The 16,098-nt window shown below is 62.4% G+C and carries 13 protein-coding genes; 12 read left to right on the plus strand and 1 reads right to left on the minus strand.

The window, feature by feature from the left end; genetic code table 11:
* The first annotated feature begins 430 nt into the window (after positions 1 to 430).
* On the plus strand, positions 431 to 2,401 hold the full coding sequence (rlxS, locus tag AB7008_RS21320; protein ID WP_441259473.1) for a relaxase/mobilization nuclease RlxS: 1,971 nt from the start codon (positions 431 to 433) through the stop codon (positions 2,399 to 2,401).
* A 234-nt stretch (positions 2,402 to 2,635) separates the two neighbouring features.
* On the opposite strand, the gene AB7008_RS21325 is transcribed toward rlxS, so the two are convergent.
* Positions 2,636 to 3,739 (minus strand): Fic family protein, encoded by a 1,104-nt coding sequence (locus AB7008_RS21325; RefSeq protein WP_441259474.1) that lies wholly within the window; start codon positions 3,737 to 3,739, stop codon positions 2,636 to 2,638.
* 624 nt (positions 3,740 to 4,363) lie between these two features.
* Here AB7008_RS21325 and AB7008_RS21330 point away from each other — a divergent pair.
* Genes AB7008_RS21330 through AB7008_RS21380 form a run of 11 tightly spaced genes read left to right on the plus strand, consistent with a single transcriptional unit; the run spans position 4,364 to position 16,095 of the window.
* The gene (locus AB7008_RS21330; RefSeq protein WP_441259475.1) at positions 4,364 to 6,391 is read left to right on the plus strand and encodes a conjugal transfer protein TraG; all 2,028 of its coding nucleotides are present in this window, start codon (positions 4,364 to 4,366) and stop codon (positions 6,389 to 6,391) included.
* A 12-nt stretch (positions 6,392 to 6,403) separates the two neighbouring features.
* On the plus strand, positions 6,404 to 6,955 hold the full coding sequence (locus AB7008_RS21335; RefSeq protein ID WP_441259476.1) for a CopG family transcriptional regulator: 552 nt from the start codon (positions 6,404 to 6,406) through the stop codon (positions 6,953 to 6,955).
* Entirely contained in the window at positions 6,948 to 7,931 is a 984-nt protein-coding gene (gene trbB / locus AB7008_RS21340; RefSeq protein ID WP_441259477.1) for a P-type conjugative transfer ATPase TrbB, read from the plus strand. Before AB7008_RS21335 ends, trbB begins: the two co-directional genes overlap by 8 nt.
* An 18-nt stretch (positions 7,932 to 7,949) precedes the next feature.
* On the plus strand, positions 7,950 to 8,318 hold the full coding sequence (locus tag AB7008_RS21345) for a TrbC/VirB2 family protein (RefSeq protein WP_441259478.1): 369 nt from the start codon (positions 7,950 to 7,952) through the stop codon (positions 8,316 to 8,318).
* Positions 8,318 to 8,575, plus strand: a complete 258-nt coding sequence (locus AB7008_RS21350; protein ID WP_171711385.1) for a VirB3 family type IV secretion system protein — start codon at positions 8,318 to 8,320, stop codon at positions 8,573 to 8,575. Before AB7008_RS21345 ends, AB7008_RS21350 begins: the two co-directional genes overlap by 1 nt.
* Complete coding sequence (trbE, locus tag AB7008_RS21355) at positions 8,569 to 11,139, plus strand: conjugal transfer protein TrbE (RefSeq protein WP_441259479.1); 2,571 nt, start codon at positions 8,569 to 8,571, stop codon at positions 11,137 to 11,139. The genes AB7008_RS21350 and trbE overlap by 7 nt, the downstream gene beginning before the upstream one ends.
* 27 nt (positions 11,140 to 11,166) lie before the next feature.
* Complete coding sequence (gene trbJ / locus AB7008_RS21360) at positions 11,167 to 11,919, plus strand: P-type conjugative transfer protein TrbJ (RefSeq protein ID WP_441259480.1); 753 nt, start codon at positions 11,167 to 11,169, stop codon at positions 11,917 to 11,919.
* Positions 11,920 to 11,930: 11 nt separating this feature from the next.
* Positions 11,931 to 13,091, plus strand: a complete 1,161-nt coding sequence (gene trbL, locus AB7008_RS21365; protein WP_441259481.1) for a P-type conjugative transfer protein TrbL — start codon at positions 11,931 to 11,933, stop codon at positions 13,089 to 13,091.
* A gap of 3 nt (positions 13,092 to 13,094) precedes the next feature.
* Positions 13,095 to 13,799 (plus strand): conjugal transfer protein TrbF, encoded by a 705-nt coding sequence (trbF, locus tag AB7008_RS21370; protein ID WP_441259482.1) that lies wholly within the window; start codon positions 13,095 to 13,097, stop codon positions 13,797 to 13,799.
* Positions 13,796 to 14,821 (plus strand): P-type conjugative transfer protein TrbG, encoded by a 1,026-nt coding sequence (gene trbG / locus AB7008_RS21375; RefSeq protein WP_441259483.1) that lies wholly within the window; start codon positions 13,796 to 13,798, stop codon positions 14,819 to 14,821. Before trbF ends, trbG begins: the two co-directional genes overlap by 4 nt.
* Positions 14,818 to 16,095, plus strand: coding sequence for a TrbI/VirB10 family protein (locus tag AB7008_RS21380; RefSeq protein ID WP_441259484.1), 1,278 nt, complete (start codon positions 14,818 to 14,820; stop codon positions 16,093 to 16,095). Before trbG ends, AB7008_RS21380 begins: the two co-directional genes overlap by 4 nt.
* Positions 16,096 to 16,098: the final 3 nt, after the last annotated feature.

The raw sequence follows: 16,098 nt of genomic DNA on the forward strand, positions 1-16,098 counted from the left end.
CCACGCCGTAGTGCCTGTGATGTGGCTCCGTCAGACCGATGGAAAGATGCGCTGCGACGGTTACCGGCTGCCTTGTCGCAGCGAATTTATCCCCGTCGACAAGCGCGGAAACCTGCACGGCGCACCGGGACTCTCGCGGCCGGCGACGCTGCGTGGCGTCGATGCAAAGACCTTGTCACAGCAGAGAGAGGAAGCGAAAATGGGTGAGAGCAAGCAACCAAGACGACCGATTAAACCGGCAAGATAAAAGCACCGGCGCCATGCGCCGGCTAAGTTGTTGTCTGCACATCCAAGAGTTGGCGACACCGCTGGCTGCGATGTCGCCAATTGGGTCCCAAAGCGATGCTATCGTTCATTGATTGCGTCTGCGACTTGGCGGTCGCTCATTGGCTTCACATATCGGCGGTCTTCGCAGCGGGGAGGCTGGATCATGCACGGCGTCGATGACGACGAATTCGAAGCCAGGCTCGGCCGGATCGGCAATCGCGGAGCCAGGAAAGCTACCAGCTATCTGCGGCGCGTACGTCAGGCGGCGGACAAGGCCGGCGTCAGTTCGCGCCGTGCGTCGAACTTCTCAGGTGGCCGGATCGGTCGGGGGCACGCGCAAGGCACGGTGCTGGCCGGGTCGGCGAGAGCCAAGGGCCAGCGCCGGGTCGTGATCAAGGCGCGCATCGTGCGCATCAGGGCCGGCAATGCCGGCGCCGTTCGGGCCCATCTGCGCTATGTGCAACGCGACGGCGTCACGCGGGACGGTGAGCCGGGCGAGCTCTACGATGCCGCAAGCGATCGCGCCGACGGCAAGGCCTTCACGGAACGGAGCGAGGGAGATCGCCACCAGTTCCGGTTCATCGTGGCGCCGGAGGATAGTGCGGAACTCCCCGATCTGAAGCCGTTCGTCCGCGACCTGATGCGACAGATGGAGAGTGACCTCGGCACCAGGCTCGACTGGGTCGCAGCTGATCATTTCAACACGGGTCATCCCCATAGTCATATCGTGCTGCGCGGAAGGGATGACGAAGGGCAGGACCTCGTGATCGCCCGCGATTATATCTCTCACGGCCTGCGGGCGCGGGCCGCCGATCTCATCACGCGGGAGCTCGGTCCAGAGACGGAAATCGAGGTCGCACGCAAGCTCCAGCAGGAGGTGACGGCCGAGCGGTTCACGCGCCTTGACCGGGCCATCGTGCGCAATGCGCCGAATGGCGCCCTTGAACTCAGCGCAATGCCGGCGAGGGATCCAGCCTGGCAGGCCGCCCGGATGGGGCGGCTACGAGCGCTCGAGCGGATGGGACTTGCGGAAGAAACCGGCCCGGGCAAGTGGCGGATCGATGCTGCCCTTGAGGCAAAGCTCAGGCGCATGGGCGAGCGGGGCGATATCATCAAGACCATGCACAACGAGCTTGCCGCGGCTGGACTGTCGCGGGCCCCTGGCGGCTACACGATCTTCGAGCCAGGACAGAGCAGCCAACGGCTGGTCGGGCGTGTCGTCGGTGAGGGGTTTGCGGACGAACTGAGGGAGCGCCGCTATGTCGTCGTGGATGGCATCGACGGGCGGACGCACTATGCGGAGATCGGCAGCCTCGGTGGCCAGGATGAGCCGCCTGTCCGGAACACGATTGTCGAGCTCAGCTCTCGCGCCGCGGAGCCGCGCCAGATCGATCGAACCATCGCGGAGATCGCCGCCGCCAATGACGGCCGTTACAGCGACCACCTTCATCGCCAGTTCGACCCGCAGGCCTCAAGCGAGTATGTCGTATCCCATGTGCGGCGTCTGGAAGCGATGCGGCAGGAGGGCATGGTCAGCCGGCTCAGTGACGAGAGCTGGGCGGTGGGTGAAGATCACCTTGATCGAGCGCTTCAGTATGAGAGCCGCCAACGCGCCCGCCATCCCGTGCGGGTTGCCGTGCTGTCATGGCAGAGGCTTGAGGATCTCCCGCAAGCGGTGGGCGCGACCTGGCTCGATCGTCAGCTTGTCGCCAGGACGCGCGAGGCGCTGGGGCCGAGCGGAATGGGTGCCGAGGTCGAGGCGGCCATGCGGGCGAGACGGCAATGGCTGATTGAGCAGGGGCTTGCGCGCGAGCAGGATGGTCAGGTGCGCTATGCGCGGGATTTGCTGCGGACCCTAGAGGCGCGTGAACTCAGGCGGGCAGCCGCAGATATTGCGGCGCGAACAGGACTGGAGCATCTCGACGTCAAGGCCGGTGACAGTCTCACAGGCGTCTACCGGCGCATGCTGACGCTGAATAGTGGCCGCTATGCGCTGATTGAGCGGTCCCATGACTTCGCATTGGTGCCCTGGCGGCCGGTGCTGGAGAGGGCCCGCGGGCAGTTGGTCACCGGCAGCGTGGGCGGAGAGGGCATATCCTGGTCGATCGGCATCATGCGCGGAATCGGGCGCTAAGGGCGCTGGGCTGCCGGCGGGAGCCAGCTCATTTCTTCGGCGAGGCGGTTCGCGCAAAGCTCTCACAATCGCGCGCAACGTGCTGAGACGCTTGATGGTTATACTATCTTCGCGAAAATAGTATAACTCGCCGTGGAGGCCTCTGCACCCGCGGACCGGTGGCTGCCTGGGTGGGCAATGATCTCCGGGAAAGCTGGGCGGTCCGAGGAATGCGCTCGCCGCAACCAACGGCATTCAAGCGACGAGGGAATAACTTGTACTTCGGCCCCCGCCCTCGTCCTTGGCGAGAATGCCCTGATCAACGAGGTCCTGAATGTCGCGCAAGGCAGTGTCGGGCGAGCACTTCTCGATTCTGGCCCATTTGCTCGATGTCAGCTTGCCCTCGAATCCGTCCAGCAGACGGTTCAACATATCGCGCTGCCGCTCATTGATCCGGGCTGTGGCATGCCGTTTCCAGAAGTCGGCTTTTGCAAGCACCGCTGCGAGAATGGTTTCAGCTCCAGTGAAGGCGCGATCGAGGCAGCCCAGGAACCACTCAAGCCAGGGCGTGATGTTGAGGTCGCCCTTCTGGGTGCTCTCCAGCATGTCGTAGTAGGTCTTCCGCTCGCTGCGTATCTGGGCGGACATGCTGTAGAAGCGCTGCGGAATTCCTTCAGAGCGGGCAAGGGACATGTCGGCGATGGCGCGGGCGATACGTCCATTGCCATCCTCGAAAGGGTGGATGGTCACGAACCAAAGATGCGCGATCGCAGCCTTGATGATCGGGTCAATCTTCTCTTCGGTGTTGTACCATTCCAGAAACGCGGTCATCTCAGCATCAAGCTTTTCGGCGGTGGGTGCCTCGTAATGGACGCGCTCACGACCATAATCGCCTGAGACAACCTGCATCGGTCCCGCCGCCGCATCCCGCCAGGCTCCCACCGCGATCTTCTTCAGGTTGCTGCGGCCCGTCGGAAAGAGCGACGCATGCCAGCCGAACAGCCTCTCCGCGGTAAGCTCGGCTTTGAACTTCTGCGTGGCGTCGAGCATCATCTCGACAACGCCTTCGACATTGCGGTCTGCCGACGGCAAGGCGCCCGCGTCCATGCCGAGGCGACGCGCAAGTGAAGAGCGCACCGCATCCTTGTCGAGTTTCTCTCCCTCGATTTCGCTGGACTTGAGGACTTCCTCCGTCAGGGTGGTCAGGACAGCTTCTTCCTGCTGTGCGAAACCGAGGGTCTGCATCCGGCCTATGAGCTGGCCCTGCCTTAGCCGGACAGCCGCGAGCAGCTTTGCCAAGGCATCGACATCCCAGGAAAAGTGAGGCCAATCAGGTAGTTGGTGGATATATCCCGGCATTCTCCGCACTCCTTGCGGAGAATATGGCGGCTACTCTCCGCATCCGCAAGGGAATTCACCGCAATTTATGCGGAGAATAGGGGGGCTATTCTCCGCATCGCGCGGGACCCTGGGCATGGTTGCGGTTTCCCTAACGACCTCGCTCCCAACGCTTCCCGGGCCGAAAATCCGCCGACGCGCGAATGTCGTTGCGACGATCACTTGGCCCTAGCCGAATGGGACGGTGTCGCGGGGCGACCCCGAGGGGCCGCTCTCTCGCGCAAATTATACTCGTTTCGCGGAATGAGTATAACCGGGCCCGTCTTCGGATTCTCAGCTGATGCCGAAGATTCAAGCTCGAACGCCCAAACGAGGTCGTTCGATTCGCTCGCTTCCTTGCTTACAACGTCGGTGAGCTGAGCAATCAGCTGAGCCAGACGATTGATCCAATTTGGCCAGGCCGTTCACCTTCTATTGAGGCGCTTCCTCAACCACGCTGAAGCTGGCGCATCATCGATCTCTCACTGATGAGTTTGATCGACACGGATCTCGTTGCTGACCACGATTTTTATTCCGGTTGAATGCTTGAGCTTCTCCCGCTTTTCATCTCGCCGCGCTCGCTAACGCGAGTGAGTGGGGCAGAAGATGTTTCCAGCAAAAATCTACATCGGCCAGATCACTGTGGTCTTTGGCATCGTCATCGCATCGATGTGGGGAGCCACGCAATGGACCGCGGCTGCTCTTGGTTTTCAGGAGCGGCTTGGCGCGCCCTGGTTTCTGGTTGCAGGTCATCCGGTCTATCTGCCCTGGCGATTATTCGAATGGTGGTTTGCCTACGAGGCGTACGCCCCCGAAATCTTTGAAGAGGGCGGCGCCATTGCTGCCGCTGGCGGCGTCGCCGGCGCGCTGTTTGCAATCCTCAACTCGGTGTGGCGGGCGCGGCAAAACCAACTCGTGACGACTTATGGCTCAGCCCGCTGGGCGACGCCCAAAGAGATCAAGCAGGCCGGCCTCTTCGCAGCCAAGGGCGTGTTTCTCGGCCGTCTCGAGCATAACTATCTGCGCCACGATGGACCGGAGCACGTCATGTGCTTTGCGCCAACCCGGTCGGGGAAGGGCGTGGGACTGGTGTTGCCGACGTTGCTCTCGTGGACGTCGTCGGCGGTGGTGCATGACATCAAGGGCGAAAACTGGGAATTGACCTCCGGTTGGCGTTCGACGTTCTCGCATTGCCTGTTGTTCAATCCCACGGATTCGAAGAGCGCCCGCTACAATCCGCTGCTCGAGGTGCGCAAAGGGGCGGCCGAAGTCCGCGACGTCCAGAACATCGCCGACATCCTGGTCGACCCCGAAGGGGCGCTCGAGCGCCGAACCCATTGGGAAAAGACCAGTCATTCGCTTCTGGTCGGTGTCATTCTCCACGTCCTTTACGCGGAAGAGAGGAAGACGCTCACCCGGGTCACCGAGATCCTGGCCGATCCTGCCCAGTCCTTTGAGAAGACGCTCAGGATCATGCTGGCAACCAATCATCTCGGCACCCAGACCGAACCGAAGGTGCACCCCGTCGTCGCTGCGACTGCGCGAGAACTGCTCAACAAGTCCGAAAACGAACGCTCCGGCGTTCTCTCGACAGCCGTGAGCTTTCTCGGGCTTTACCGCGATCCCGTCGTCAGCCGAAACACCGAACACTGTGATTGGCGCATCGCCGACCTCGTGAGCGCCGACAAGCCGGTCACGCTCTATCTCGTCGTTCCGCCATCAGACATCAGCCGTACCAAGCCGCTGATCAGACTGATCCTCAACCAGATCGGCCGCCGGTTGACCGAGACATTGAACATCAAGGCAGGCGACCTCAAGCACCGCCAGCTCCTGATGATGCTGGATGAGTTTCCCGCGCTTGGACGGCTCGACTTCTTCGAAAGCGCGCTCGCCTTCATGGCCGGCTATGGAATCCGCGCCTATCTGATCGCGCAGTCACTCAACCAGATCGCAAAGGCGTATGGCGAGAACAACGCGATCCTGGACAATTGCCACGTCCGCATCGCGTTCGCCGCTAATGACGAGCGCACCGCCAAGCGGATCTCGGACGCCCTCGGCACCGCAACGGAACTACGTGCACAGCGCAACTATGCCGGTCATCGGCTGGCTCCCTGGCTTGGCCATGTCATGGTCAGCCGTCAGGAAACCGCGCGCCCCTTGCTAACGCCGGGCGAAGTCATGCAACTGCCGCCCGACCAGGCCATCGTGCTGGTGTCGGGCCTAGCGCCGGTCCGAGCGATCAAGCTGCGGCACTATGAGGACGCAAACTTCGTCGGTCGTCTGCGCAAGCCGCCATCCTTAGCGGGCGACGAGTATGCTGACCGGCCGGCGGCCCGTGCTGACGATTGGCGCGGTGAGGTGCGCAGCACCGACCTTCGCCTCGCGACTTTGCCGTATCGCGCGCTCATGCAGACGGGCGACGAGGAAGGCGGCCTCAAGCAGCAATTGGCTTTGTTCGACGAGGCCGCACCGGCCGTGAACGAACCTCGCGCCCTCGAGGAGCGATTGCTCGACGATGAGTCCGACGTCGCCGCCGACCGCAGTCAAATGCAGCAAGCGGCGAGCGCGTCGAGCAGCGTGCGCCGCGCCCATGCCGTCACCCGCGACGACGACGATCTTCTTCCCTCATTCTGAAGAGCATCCCCGATGAAACCAAAACTGTCGGCCTACGTCAGCGATAGCGTGGCGCAACGGCTCGAACTCGCGGCCAAGCGGCCGGGAACCAATAAGTCAGCGATCGTGGACGCTGCGCTTGATCGCTTTCTCAATCCTGAGCGGGACACGAGCGGCGATGCGGCGCTGATCCGAAGGCTGGACCGGATGAGCCGGCAACTGGAACGAGCCGACCGCGACGTGAGCGTCCTGGCGGAGACCATCGCACTTTTCATCCGCTATTACCTGACCATCACCCCGCCACTGCCTTCGCAAGATCAGGATGCAGCGCGTGCGCTGGGCCGCGAGCGGTTCGAAATGTTTGTTGCCCAAGTCGGCAAACGCGTCGCCTCCGGTGGCCGGCTTGTCGCCGACGTCATGGATCGCGTCAGCGCCTCGAAGCCGGATCTCTTCATGCGGAATATCGAGGAGGGCGCCCCGCTGGGCGCTGTCCCGGCCAGCGATACCGGATCCCGCGCGCAGAGCGCGACGGGTGAGCCGCCGGAGCATTCTCCGGCAGGGCGAGAGGAGATTGGCAATGTCTGATCTCCTCTCGCCAGAAACCCGCGAACGACGCCGGGGCATGCTGCGGACCGCGATGGGACCGGCAATCGCGCTGGCTCTGGAAGAGCCCGATGTCGTCGAGGTCATGGTCAATCCCGATGGCAGGCTTTGGCTCGATCGGCACGGGACGGGTCGCGCCGACACCGGTGTTGTTCTGACGCCGCAGGAGTCGGAGCGGATCATCCGGCTTGTTGCCAGCCATGTGCGGGCGGAAGCGAGCGGTTCGTCTCCAATCGTCTCGGCAGAACTCCCCGAAACTGGTGAACGCTTTGAAGGCGTCTTGCCGCCGGTCTCGCTCGCGCCTTGCTTTGCGATCCGCAAACCCGCAACGACCACGTTTCGCCTGTCCGATTACGTCAAGGCGCAGATTGCCTCGCCATTGATGGCGAAAGTGCTGACCACCGCAGTCACCGACGCACGCAGCATCCTGATCGCCGGCGGCACCGGCTCGGGCAAGACGACGCTTGCCAATGCGCTTCTTGCGGAGATCGCCGGGCTCGAAGAGAGGGTGGTCATCATCGAGGACACCCGCGAGCTGCGCTGCGATGCAAAGGATGCCGTGACGCTGCGGACCAAGCCGGGCGTGGCGAGCCTTGCCGATCTCGTCCGCTCCACACTGAGGTTACGGCCCGATCGCATCATCGTCGGTGAGGTCCGAGGCGCCGAAGCCCTGGACATGCTGAAGGCCTGGAATACCGGTCACCTCGGCGGAATTGCCACGGTCCATGCCAACTCGGCCCGAGCTGCGCTCTACCGGATCGAACAACTCATTCAGGAAGCGGTCGCAACCGTGCCGCGCCGGCTCATTGCCGAGGCGATCGACCTGATCGTCTTCATCAAGGGGCGGGGGCCCGCACGGCGCATCGAGGCCGTCGCCGAGCTCAAAGGCCTCGATCCGTCAGGTGACTACCTGCTTGAGACCCCGCCCGGACTTCCAAACACCTCCCATCGCCCCTGACCTGAAGGAGACTGCAATATGTCCATTCGACTGCCTCTCAACGTGCGTTCGCGCCTTCGCGGCTTCTGTTCGGTCAGCGGATTGCCTCTGGTCGAATTAGGGGTGGCCTCGGCCTGCGTCCTCCTCAGCGTCACGGCGGCACACGCCGCCGGTTCAGGCATGCCATGGGAAGCACCGCTCGAGCGAGTCCTAGAATCCGTGCAGGGGCCCGTCGCCAAGATCGTCGCCGTCATCATCATCACGGTGACTGGCATATCGCTGGCCTTCGGCGACACCTCCGGCGGATTCCGCAAGATGGTCCAGGTCGTATTTGGTCTCTCGATCGCCTTCGCCGCGAGCTCCTTCTTCCTTTCGTTCTTCTCGTTCGGTGGCGGAGCACTGATCTGATGCGCCCCGATGGTTTTGAACTCGTGCTCCACCGCTCGTTGACCGAACCCATCCTGATCGGCGGCGCCCCGCGTGCCGCTGCCATCCTGATCGGGACCCTCTCGGCCGTGCTGGCACTCGGCCTGCGCCTTTGGCTCGCAGGCCTCGTGCTCTGGGTCATCGGCCACAGTGCGGCCGTTTGGCTCGCCAAACGCGACCCGGCCTTCGTCGAAGTCGCCATCCGTCACACCAAGCACAAAGGCCGGCTCGCATGCTGAACTTGAGAGAATTCCGCAGCGATGCCCATCGGCTGGCGGATTGGTTGCCATGGGCATGCCTGGTCGCTCCAGGCGTCATCCTGAACAAGGATGGCAGCTTCCAACGGACGATACGTTACCGCGGACCGGACCTCGACAGTGCGACCGAGGCTGAGCTGATGAGCGTCGTATCCCGCGTCAATAACGTTCTGAAGCGTTTTGGCTCAGGCTGGGCTCTCTTCTTCGATGCCACGCGTATCCCGGCCTCCGAGTATCCGAGGTCGGAATTTCCAGATCCAGTGTCCTGGCTGGTGGATGAAGAGCGGCGGGCCGCGTTCTCAGGCGCCGCTGGGGTGGCATGGGAGGATCCGTCTCGCCCCGGTGGGCAGCATTTCGAGAGCGTGCTGCATCTAACCTTGATGTACCTGCCGCCTGCCGAAAGGGTCTCGCGCCTCGAAGGTCTATTTCTCGAGCGCCCCAAGGAGAGGCATAGCGTTGGGGGAAAGGGGAAGCGCTTTCGTCGCGACCAATCGATCGAAAGTCCTGCGCAAGGCGGCATCCATGACGGCGAGATTGACGACCAGCAGAGATTTGACAGCAACGAGAAAGGCTATCGCGATCATCTTCAAAGATTCGTCCAGGAAACCGATCGCGCAATCGATCTGCTCTCGTCGGTCTTGCCCGAAATCTGGCCCCTCAACGATGAGGAGACGCTCACCTATCTTCATAGCTGCGTCTCGACCAAGCGCCATCCGGTCAGCGTTCCCAAGATTCCGGCCTATCTCGATTGCTTCCTGAGCGATGAGCCGCTGACCGGTGGACTGTCGCCGGCAATCGGGCGAAGCCATCTGCGTGCGTTGACCGTGCTTGGGTTTCCGCACGTTACCTTTCCTGGTCTGCTTGACGAGCTGAACCGGCTTGGCGTCGCCTACCGCTGGGCGACCCGGTTCATTCCGCTGGATCGTGCCCAGGCAAACGCGACGCTGTCGCGATACCGGCGGCAGTGGTTTGCCAAGCGGAAGTCGCTTGCGGCGATCCTCAAAGAGGTCATGTTCAACGAGCAGGCGGCCCTGCTCGACACCGACGCCAGCAACAAGGCGCTCGACGCCGACGCGGCACTCTCCGAGCTTGGCGACGATCTCGTTGCCTTCGGCTACATCACGACGACCGTCACCGTAAGCGACGAGGACTCGCATCAAGCAGACGAGAAGATCCGCGCGGTCGAGCGGGTGATCAACAGCCGGGGCTTTACGGCCATCCGCGAGAGCGTCAATGCCGTGGAAGCCTGGCTCGGCGGCCTGCCGGGTCAAGCCTATGCCAACGTCCGCCAACCAATCGTTCATACGCTGAACCTCGCCCACATGTGTCCATTGTCGGCAGTATGGGCTGGACCGGAGCGGTGCGAGCACCTTGATGGCCCGCCGCTTCTGATCGCCAAGACCAAGGGCGCGACCCCGTTCCGGTTGTCGCTCCACGCCGGCGACGTCGGGCACACCATCATTGTCGGTCCGACAGGAGCGGGCAAATCGGTCCTGCTCTCGATGCTCGCTCTTCAATTCCGGCGCTATCCGAACGCGCAGCTGATCACGTTTGACAAGGGCCGATCGGCGAGGGCCACCACTCTAGCGTTGTCGGGGGCCTGGTATGAGCTGGGCGCCAAGGGCGGCATCGCCTTTCAGCCGCTCAAGGATGTCGCGGAGGAGGGTGCGAGACTCTGGGCGCTCGACTGGCTCTGCGGCGTGCTCGCCCATGAGCGCGTGACCGTAACGCCTGAGGTCAAGGAGACGCTCTGGTCGGCGCTCAGAAGCCTCGGCTCTGCACCGGTCTCGCAGCGGACGATGACCGGGCTCGTTGCGCTGCTTGCCCGTGATGCGCTGCGGCAGGCGTTGCAACCCTACACACTGGAAGGACCATACGGACGTTTCCTGGACGCAGACGCCGACCGTCTTTCCGGTGCGGACGTGCTCACCTTCGAGATGGAAGAACTGATGGCGTTGCCAGGCTTGGTGGCGCCGGTTCTGACCTATCTCTTCCACACCCTCGAAGAGCGCTTCGACGGCCGGCCCACCTTGCTGGTGCTGGACGAGGCCTGGGTGTTTCTGGACGATCCGCTGTTCGCGAGCCGCATTCGTGAATGGCTGAAGACATTGCGCAAGAAGAACGTGGCTGTCATTTTCGCGACCCAGTCACTCGCAGATATCGCCGACAGCCAGATTGCTCCTGCGATCATCGAATCCTGTCCAAGCCGGATCTTCCTCCCGAACCCCCGAGCGCTGGAGCCGACCCAGACCGAGACCTATCGCCGGTTCGGCTTGAACGACACTCAAGTTCGCCTGATCGCGGAAGCATTCCCCAAGCGCGACTATTATCTGCAGTCCCGCGCCGGAAACCGTCTGTTTGAGCTTGGCCTCGGACCAGTTGCGCTCGCGCTCGTCGCGGCGTCCTCGCCTGACGATCAACGGACCATCGATGCAGTCCTGTCTCGCTCCGGCCCCCATCACTTTGCCAAGCGTTATCTCGCCGAACGAAACCTGCACTGGGCAGCGAACCTGATCAGCACCTTCGAACAGGCCCAGAAAGCCTGACCCCCAACTCAATCGCTGGAGTCCTCCATGATCGAAAGTATCGGCCGCACGTTCTTGGGTACAACCTCAAGAGTTGTCATAACAACAATACTATCGTTTGTCATCGCCGTGAACGGGTCCCGACGGCTCGGGGCGTTCGATATCGTCTTCGATCCTACGAACTACAGCCAGAACCTTCTGACCGCTGCGCGTGCGCTTGAGCAGATCAACAATCAGGTCAGGAGCCTCGAAAACCAGGCTCAATCACTGCTCAATCAGGCCAAGCATCTAACGAGCCTGCCCACAAGCGTGGTTGGCCAGCTCACATCGACGATCACTCAGATGAACAGCCTGATTGGTCAAGCGAAGAACATCTCATTCGATGTTCAGAAAACCCAGCAGGATTTTGAACGCCTGTATCCCCGCCAATATGCAGCAGCCGTTTCGTCCGACAGGATGGTTCTGGACGCGACATCACGTTGGGACAATAGCTACGATGGGCTGAAGCAGTCGCTCACAATTCAATCTGCCATTGTCAGTAGCCTGGATCAGGACGGCCAGACGCTTCGAACCCTGATGGCCAATTCGTCGGCTGCGGTCGGCTCGCTGCAGGCTCAACAGTCCGGCAACGAACTGCTCGGCCTCCAGATCAAGCAGTCGCTGCAGACCCAGGTACTTCTGGCGACCCAAGCGCGTGCGGACACGTTGCGTGCTGCCGAACAGCAGGCCTCATCGGCCGCGGCGAAGGAGCGGTTTACCCGCTTCATCGGCGATGGCCATGCCTACACCGCAGGCAAGTAGGTGAGGGCGCCATGGCTGATCTCTCCGTCATTGACCGCTTTACCGAGACGTTCTCGCGCTACATCGACTCTGGATTTGGTCTTCTGTCCGGCGACGTCTCATTCTTGAGTTCGACGTTAATCGGCATCGACCTGACGCTCGCCGGACTTGCCTGGAGCATCCGCGCGGACGACCACATCATGGTCACGCTTGCCAAGAAGGTGCTTTATGTCGGCGCTTTCGCGTTCATTATCGGTAACTTCAAAAGCCTCGCCGATATCGTCTTCGCGTCGTTCTCCAGCATCGGTCTGAAGGCGTCTGGCGGGAGCTTAAGCGCCGCTGACCTGGCGCGGCCAGGCTTTGTAGCGTCGGCCGGGTTTACGGCGGCTCATCCTCTTCTGGAGGAGACCGGCCAATTCTCGGGCTTTGATGTCCTGACCAACCTGCCGACGATCCTGATCCTGTTGTTTTGCTGGATCCTGATCGTGCTCGCGTTCTTTGTGCTCTCGATCCAGCTCTTCGTCACGCTGATCGAGTTCAAGCTGACGACGCTTGCAAGCTTCATTCTCGTGCCGTTTGCCCTATGGGGAAAGACTGCATTCCTTGCGGAAAAGACGCTCGGCAACGTGGTCGCCTCGGGAGTGAAGGTGATGGTTCTCGCGATCATCATCGGCATCGGTTCGACCATCTTCGGTCAGCTCGCGAGCACGTTGACGAGTCCGGTCGATATCGTGTCGGCAATGAGCTTGTTGCTGGCGGCTCTTTCGCTGTTTGGCCTTGGCATCTTCGGACCAGGGATTGCAGCAGGATTGGTCTCGGGTGCGCCCCAGCTAGGAGCCGGAGCGGCCGCGGGAACGGTAGCGGGCGCGGCGGCTATCGCGATCGGCGGCGGAGCGGCGGCCGCGGGGGGCTTACGCGTTGCGGCGGGCGGTTCAATGGCTGCGGTTCGCTCGGCAGCATCGCTCACCGGGGCGTCTTCGGCTGCGGGCACTTCAGCTCGGGCCGCAACCGTGGATCAGCTCTCGAGCGCGAGCACTGGCGGCGCAACGAGTGGAGCGTCTGCTCCAGGTGCGGGGCGTTCGGCGGCGTCAGGACGGGGACACGCAAGGGAAGCGGCGCAGGTCGCTGCTCACACCCTGAAAGAGGGTGACAAAGGTGGGCATTCGTCGGGCCCGAAGCTGGGGGAGGAGTAAGATATGGCAGGTCACCCCTTTCAGCGCGTGTCCGTTCGCTATGGCGAGACGCCAGAGCCGGTTACACCCTATCAGAAGGCAGCCCAGGTCTGGGACGAGCGGCTAGGGTCCGCCCGTGTACAGGCCAGCAACTGGCGGCTGGCAGCGCTGGCGGCCATCGGCCTGTCCAGCGTCCTTGGATTGACGATCTGTACCCAGATCGCTCGCTCGGGGGTCGTTCCCTTTGTGGTCGAGGTCGATCGGCTCGGCGAAGTCCGAGCAGTTGGGCCGGCGCTCGAAGCCTACCAGCCGTCAGACGCGCAGATCGCGCATTTTCTCGCGCGGTTCATCGAGAATGTCCGCTCGCTGTCGATCGATCCGGTCATCGTCCGGGCGAACTGGCTGCGTGCCTACGACTTCGTCACCGACCGCGGCGCGCAAGCCTTGAACGACTACGCGCGCGAAGCCGATCCGTTCACAAAGATCGGCTCCAAGACCGTGACCGCCGAAGTCACATCTGTGGTCCGCGCGTCCGGCGACAGCTTCGAGATCCGCTGGAAAGAGAACACCTACGAGAACGGCGCAATCGCAAAAACCGAGCGCTTCACTGGTCTCGTCACCACCGTTCTCAAGCCGCCCGCAGATGCCGAAACGCTGCGGAAGAACCCTCTCGGCCTCTACGTCCATTCCCTCAACTGGTCGCGCGACCTCATTGGAGACGCCAAATGAACTCTACTGTCCTCACCAAGCTCGCGTCGGCCAGCGTCCTTGCCTTGTCCTTTGCGCTTGCCGGATGCGCCACCAAGCTCAACCTCGAAGCGCCCTATGATGAGACGACCTTTGAGAAGGCGCTTCCAGACGCCGATCCGCCAGCGCCAGTGCAGATCGTCGAAACACCCAAGGTCCTGCCTTTGCCGGGCCAGCTAAAGCCCTTCCCAACGAAGGCCGCCAAGGAAGAAAAGCTGCCGCCGGAACAAGCGATCGCCAAGGCGAACAAGGCGGCACGGATGGAGCCGACGCGCGCCGGATATATCAACGCCATTCAGGTCTACCCCTGGACGGAAGGCGCTCTTTACCGACTTTATGCAAGCCCGGAGAAGGTCTCGACCATCGCGCTCCAACCGGGCGAGGAACTGATCGACGTCTCCACCGGCGATACGGTTCGCTGGGTGGTCGGTGATACCTCGAGCGGGCAGGGCAACTCCCGGCGGGTGCACATCCTGGTCAAGCCGACGTTGCCCGATATTCAGACCAACCTCGTGGTGCTTACTGACCGGCGGGCCTATCACCTCGAGCTCGTCTCGACCAAGCAGACCTATATGGCGTCTATCTCATGGACCTATCCGACCGACACCCTCGTTGCCCTCCACAAGCAGAACGTCGCTGCCCAGGAGGGCGAGGAACGGATCGCCGATCGCGGGGTGCGGCTCGACAGTCTGAATTTCCGTTATCGCATTGAAGGAGACGATCCGCCGTGGCGGCCGCTGCGGGCCTTCGACGATGGTCGCAAGGTCTACATCCAGATGCCGTCTGGCCTATCGCAAGGAGAGGCGCCGCCTTTGTTCGTTGCCGGCGCCGATGGGCGGCCGAACCTCGTCAACTACCGGGTCCGTGGCTCCTACTACATTGTCGATCGGATGTTCGGTGCCGCCGAGCTTCGCTTGGGTGAAAGCCCTCAGCGCATTGTCCGGATCATCCGTATCGACGCGCGACCGGTGTCGCAGGTCTTCACCACCGGGAGTGCCTCATGACGACGGGATTGGATCAGGATCCGGAGCCGCTGGAACTGCGGGCGCGGCCGCGGCCCGTTCGGCGCCTCAACAGGCGCGCCCTTATGATCGGCTGCGCCGCCGCGGCGCTGTTTGTTGGCGGGGCGATACTCATTGCGCTCCGACCGCACTCCTTCAAGCAGTCGGAGCGGTCAGAACTTTACAACACCGATCGCAAGCAGACCGCCGAGGGCCTGAGCAAGCTGCCAAAGTCCTATGAGGAGCTGCCGCCATCAACGCCGCGGCTTGGACCGCCGTCGCCTGGAGACATTGGCCGCGCCTTTGCCGAAAACGAGAAGAAGGCCGGCGTGGCATCGGACACGGGCTTCCGGACCAACCCGGAGGAAGACGCCGAGCGGGCCGAGCGGATCCGACAGACGCGGATCGCTCAGCAGGCAAAGGAGTCGGGGTTGTTCTTCCGGCTGTCGGAGAAGCGGGACAAGCGCAAGCAGGCAAGCGCGACCGAAGTGCCCGCTAGCTCTCCGTCCGCGTTCCGTCCATCAGCCCCTGATACAGGACCATCCGCTGCGGAACTCGCAAAGACGGCACAGGCGATGGTCGATCGCTCCAGCGAAATCATTCCCTCGTCGCAGGCGCGAAAGCTGGCCTTCGTGGGCGCGAAGGCTGACACGGAGACCACCAATCCCCATCCGCTCAAGCCTGCGCCATCCACCTACGCCGTCATGGCGGGGTCGATTATTCCGGCGAGCCTCGTCACGGGGCTGAATTCCGACTTGCCAGGGACCACCATCGGCCAGGTCACCGAGAACGTCTACGACACCGTGACGGGCGAGCATCTCTTGATCCCGCAAGGGACGCGGATCATGGGAAAATACGACAGCGTCGTCGCTTTTGGCCAGAAGCGGGCGCTGGTCGTCTGGACGAGACTTATCTTGCCGAACGGCAACTCGATTGTGATCGAGAACCTTCCTGCCACAGATGTCGCGGGTTACGCCGGCCTCGAGGACGAGGTGGACTTCCACACCTGGCAATTGCTCAAAGGCGTCGCTCTAGCGACCCTAATCGGGGTGGGGACACAGCTATCGATCGGAAACGACGAGAGTGATCTCGTGAAGGCCCTGCGGGAAAGCACGCAGCAAACGACCAATCGTGCGGGGCAGCGCCTTGTGGAACGCGAGCTCGACGTGCAGCCGACGATCACGGTGCGGCCGGGATGGCCATTGCGGGTTATTGTTTCGAAGGATCTGGTGCTGAAGCCGTACCTGGACGTTCAGACCACGGCGAAGGGTACGTAAAGG

Source organism: Bradyrhizobium sp. 521_C7_N1_3 (genome assembly GCF_052075975.1).
GTDB lineage: Bacteria > Pseudomonadota > Alphaproteobacteria > Rhizobiales > Xanthobacteraceae > Bradyrhizobium > Bradyrhizobium japonicum.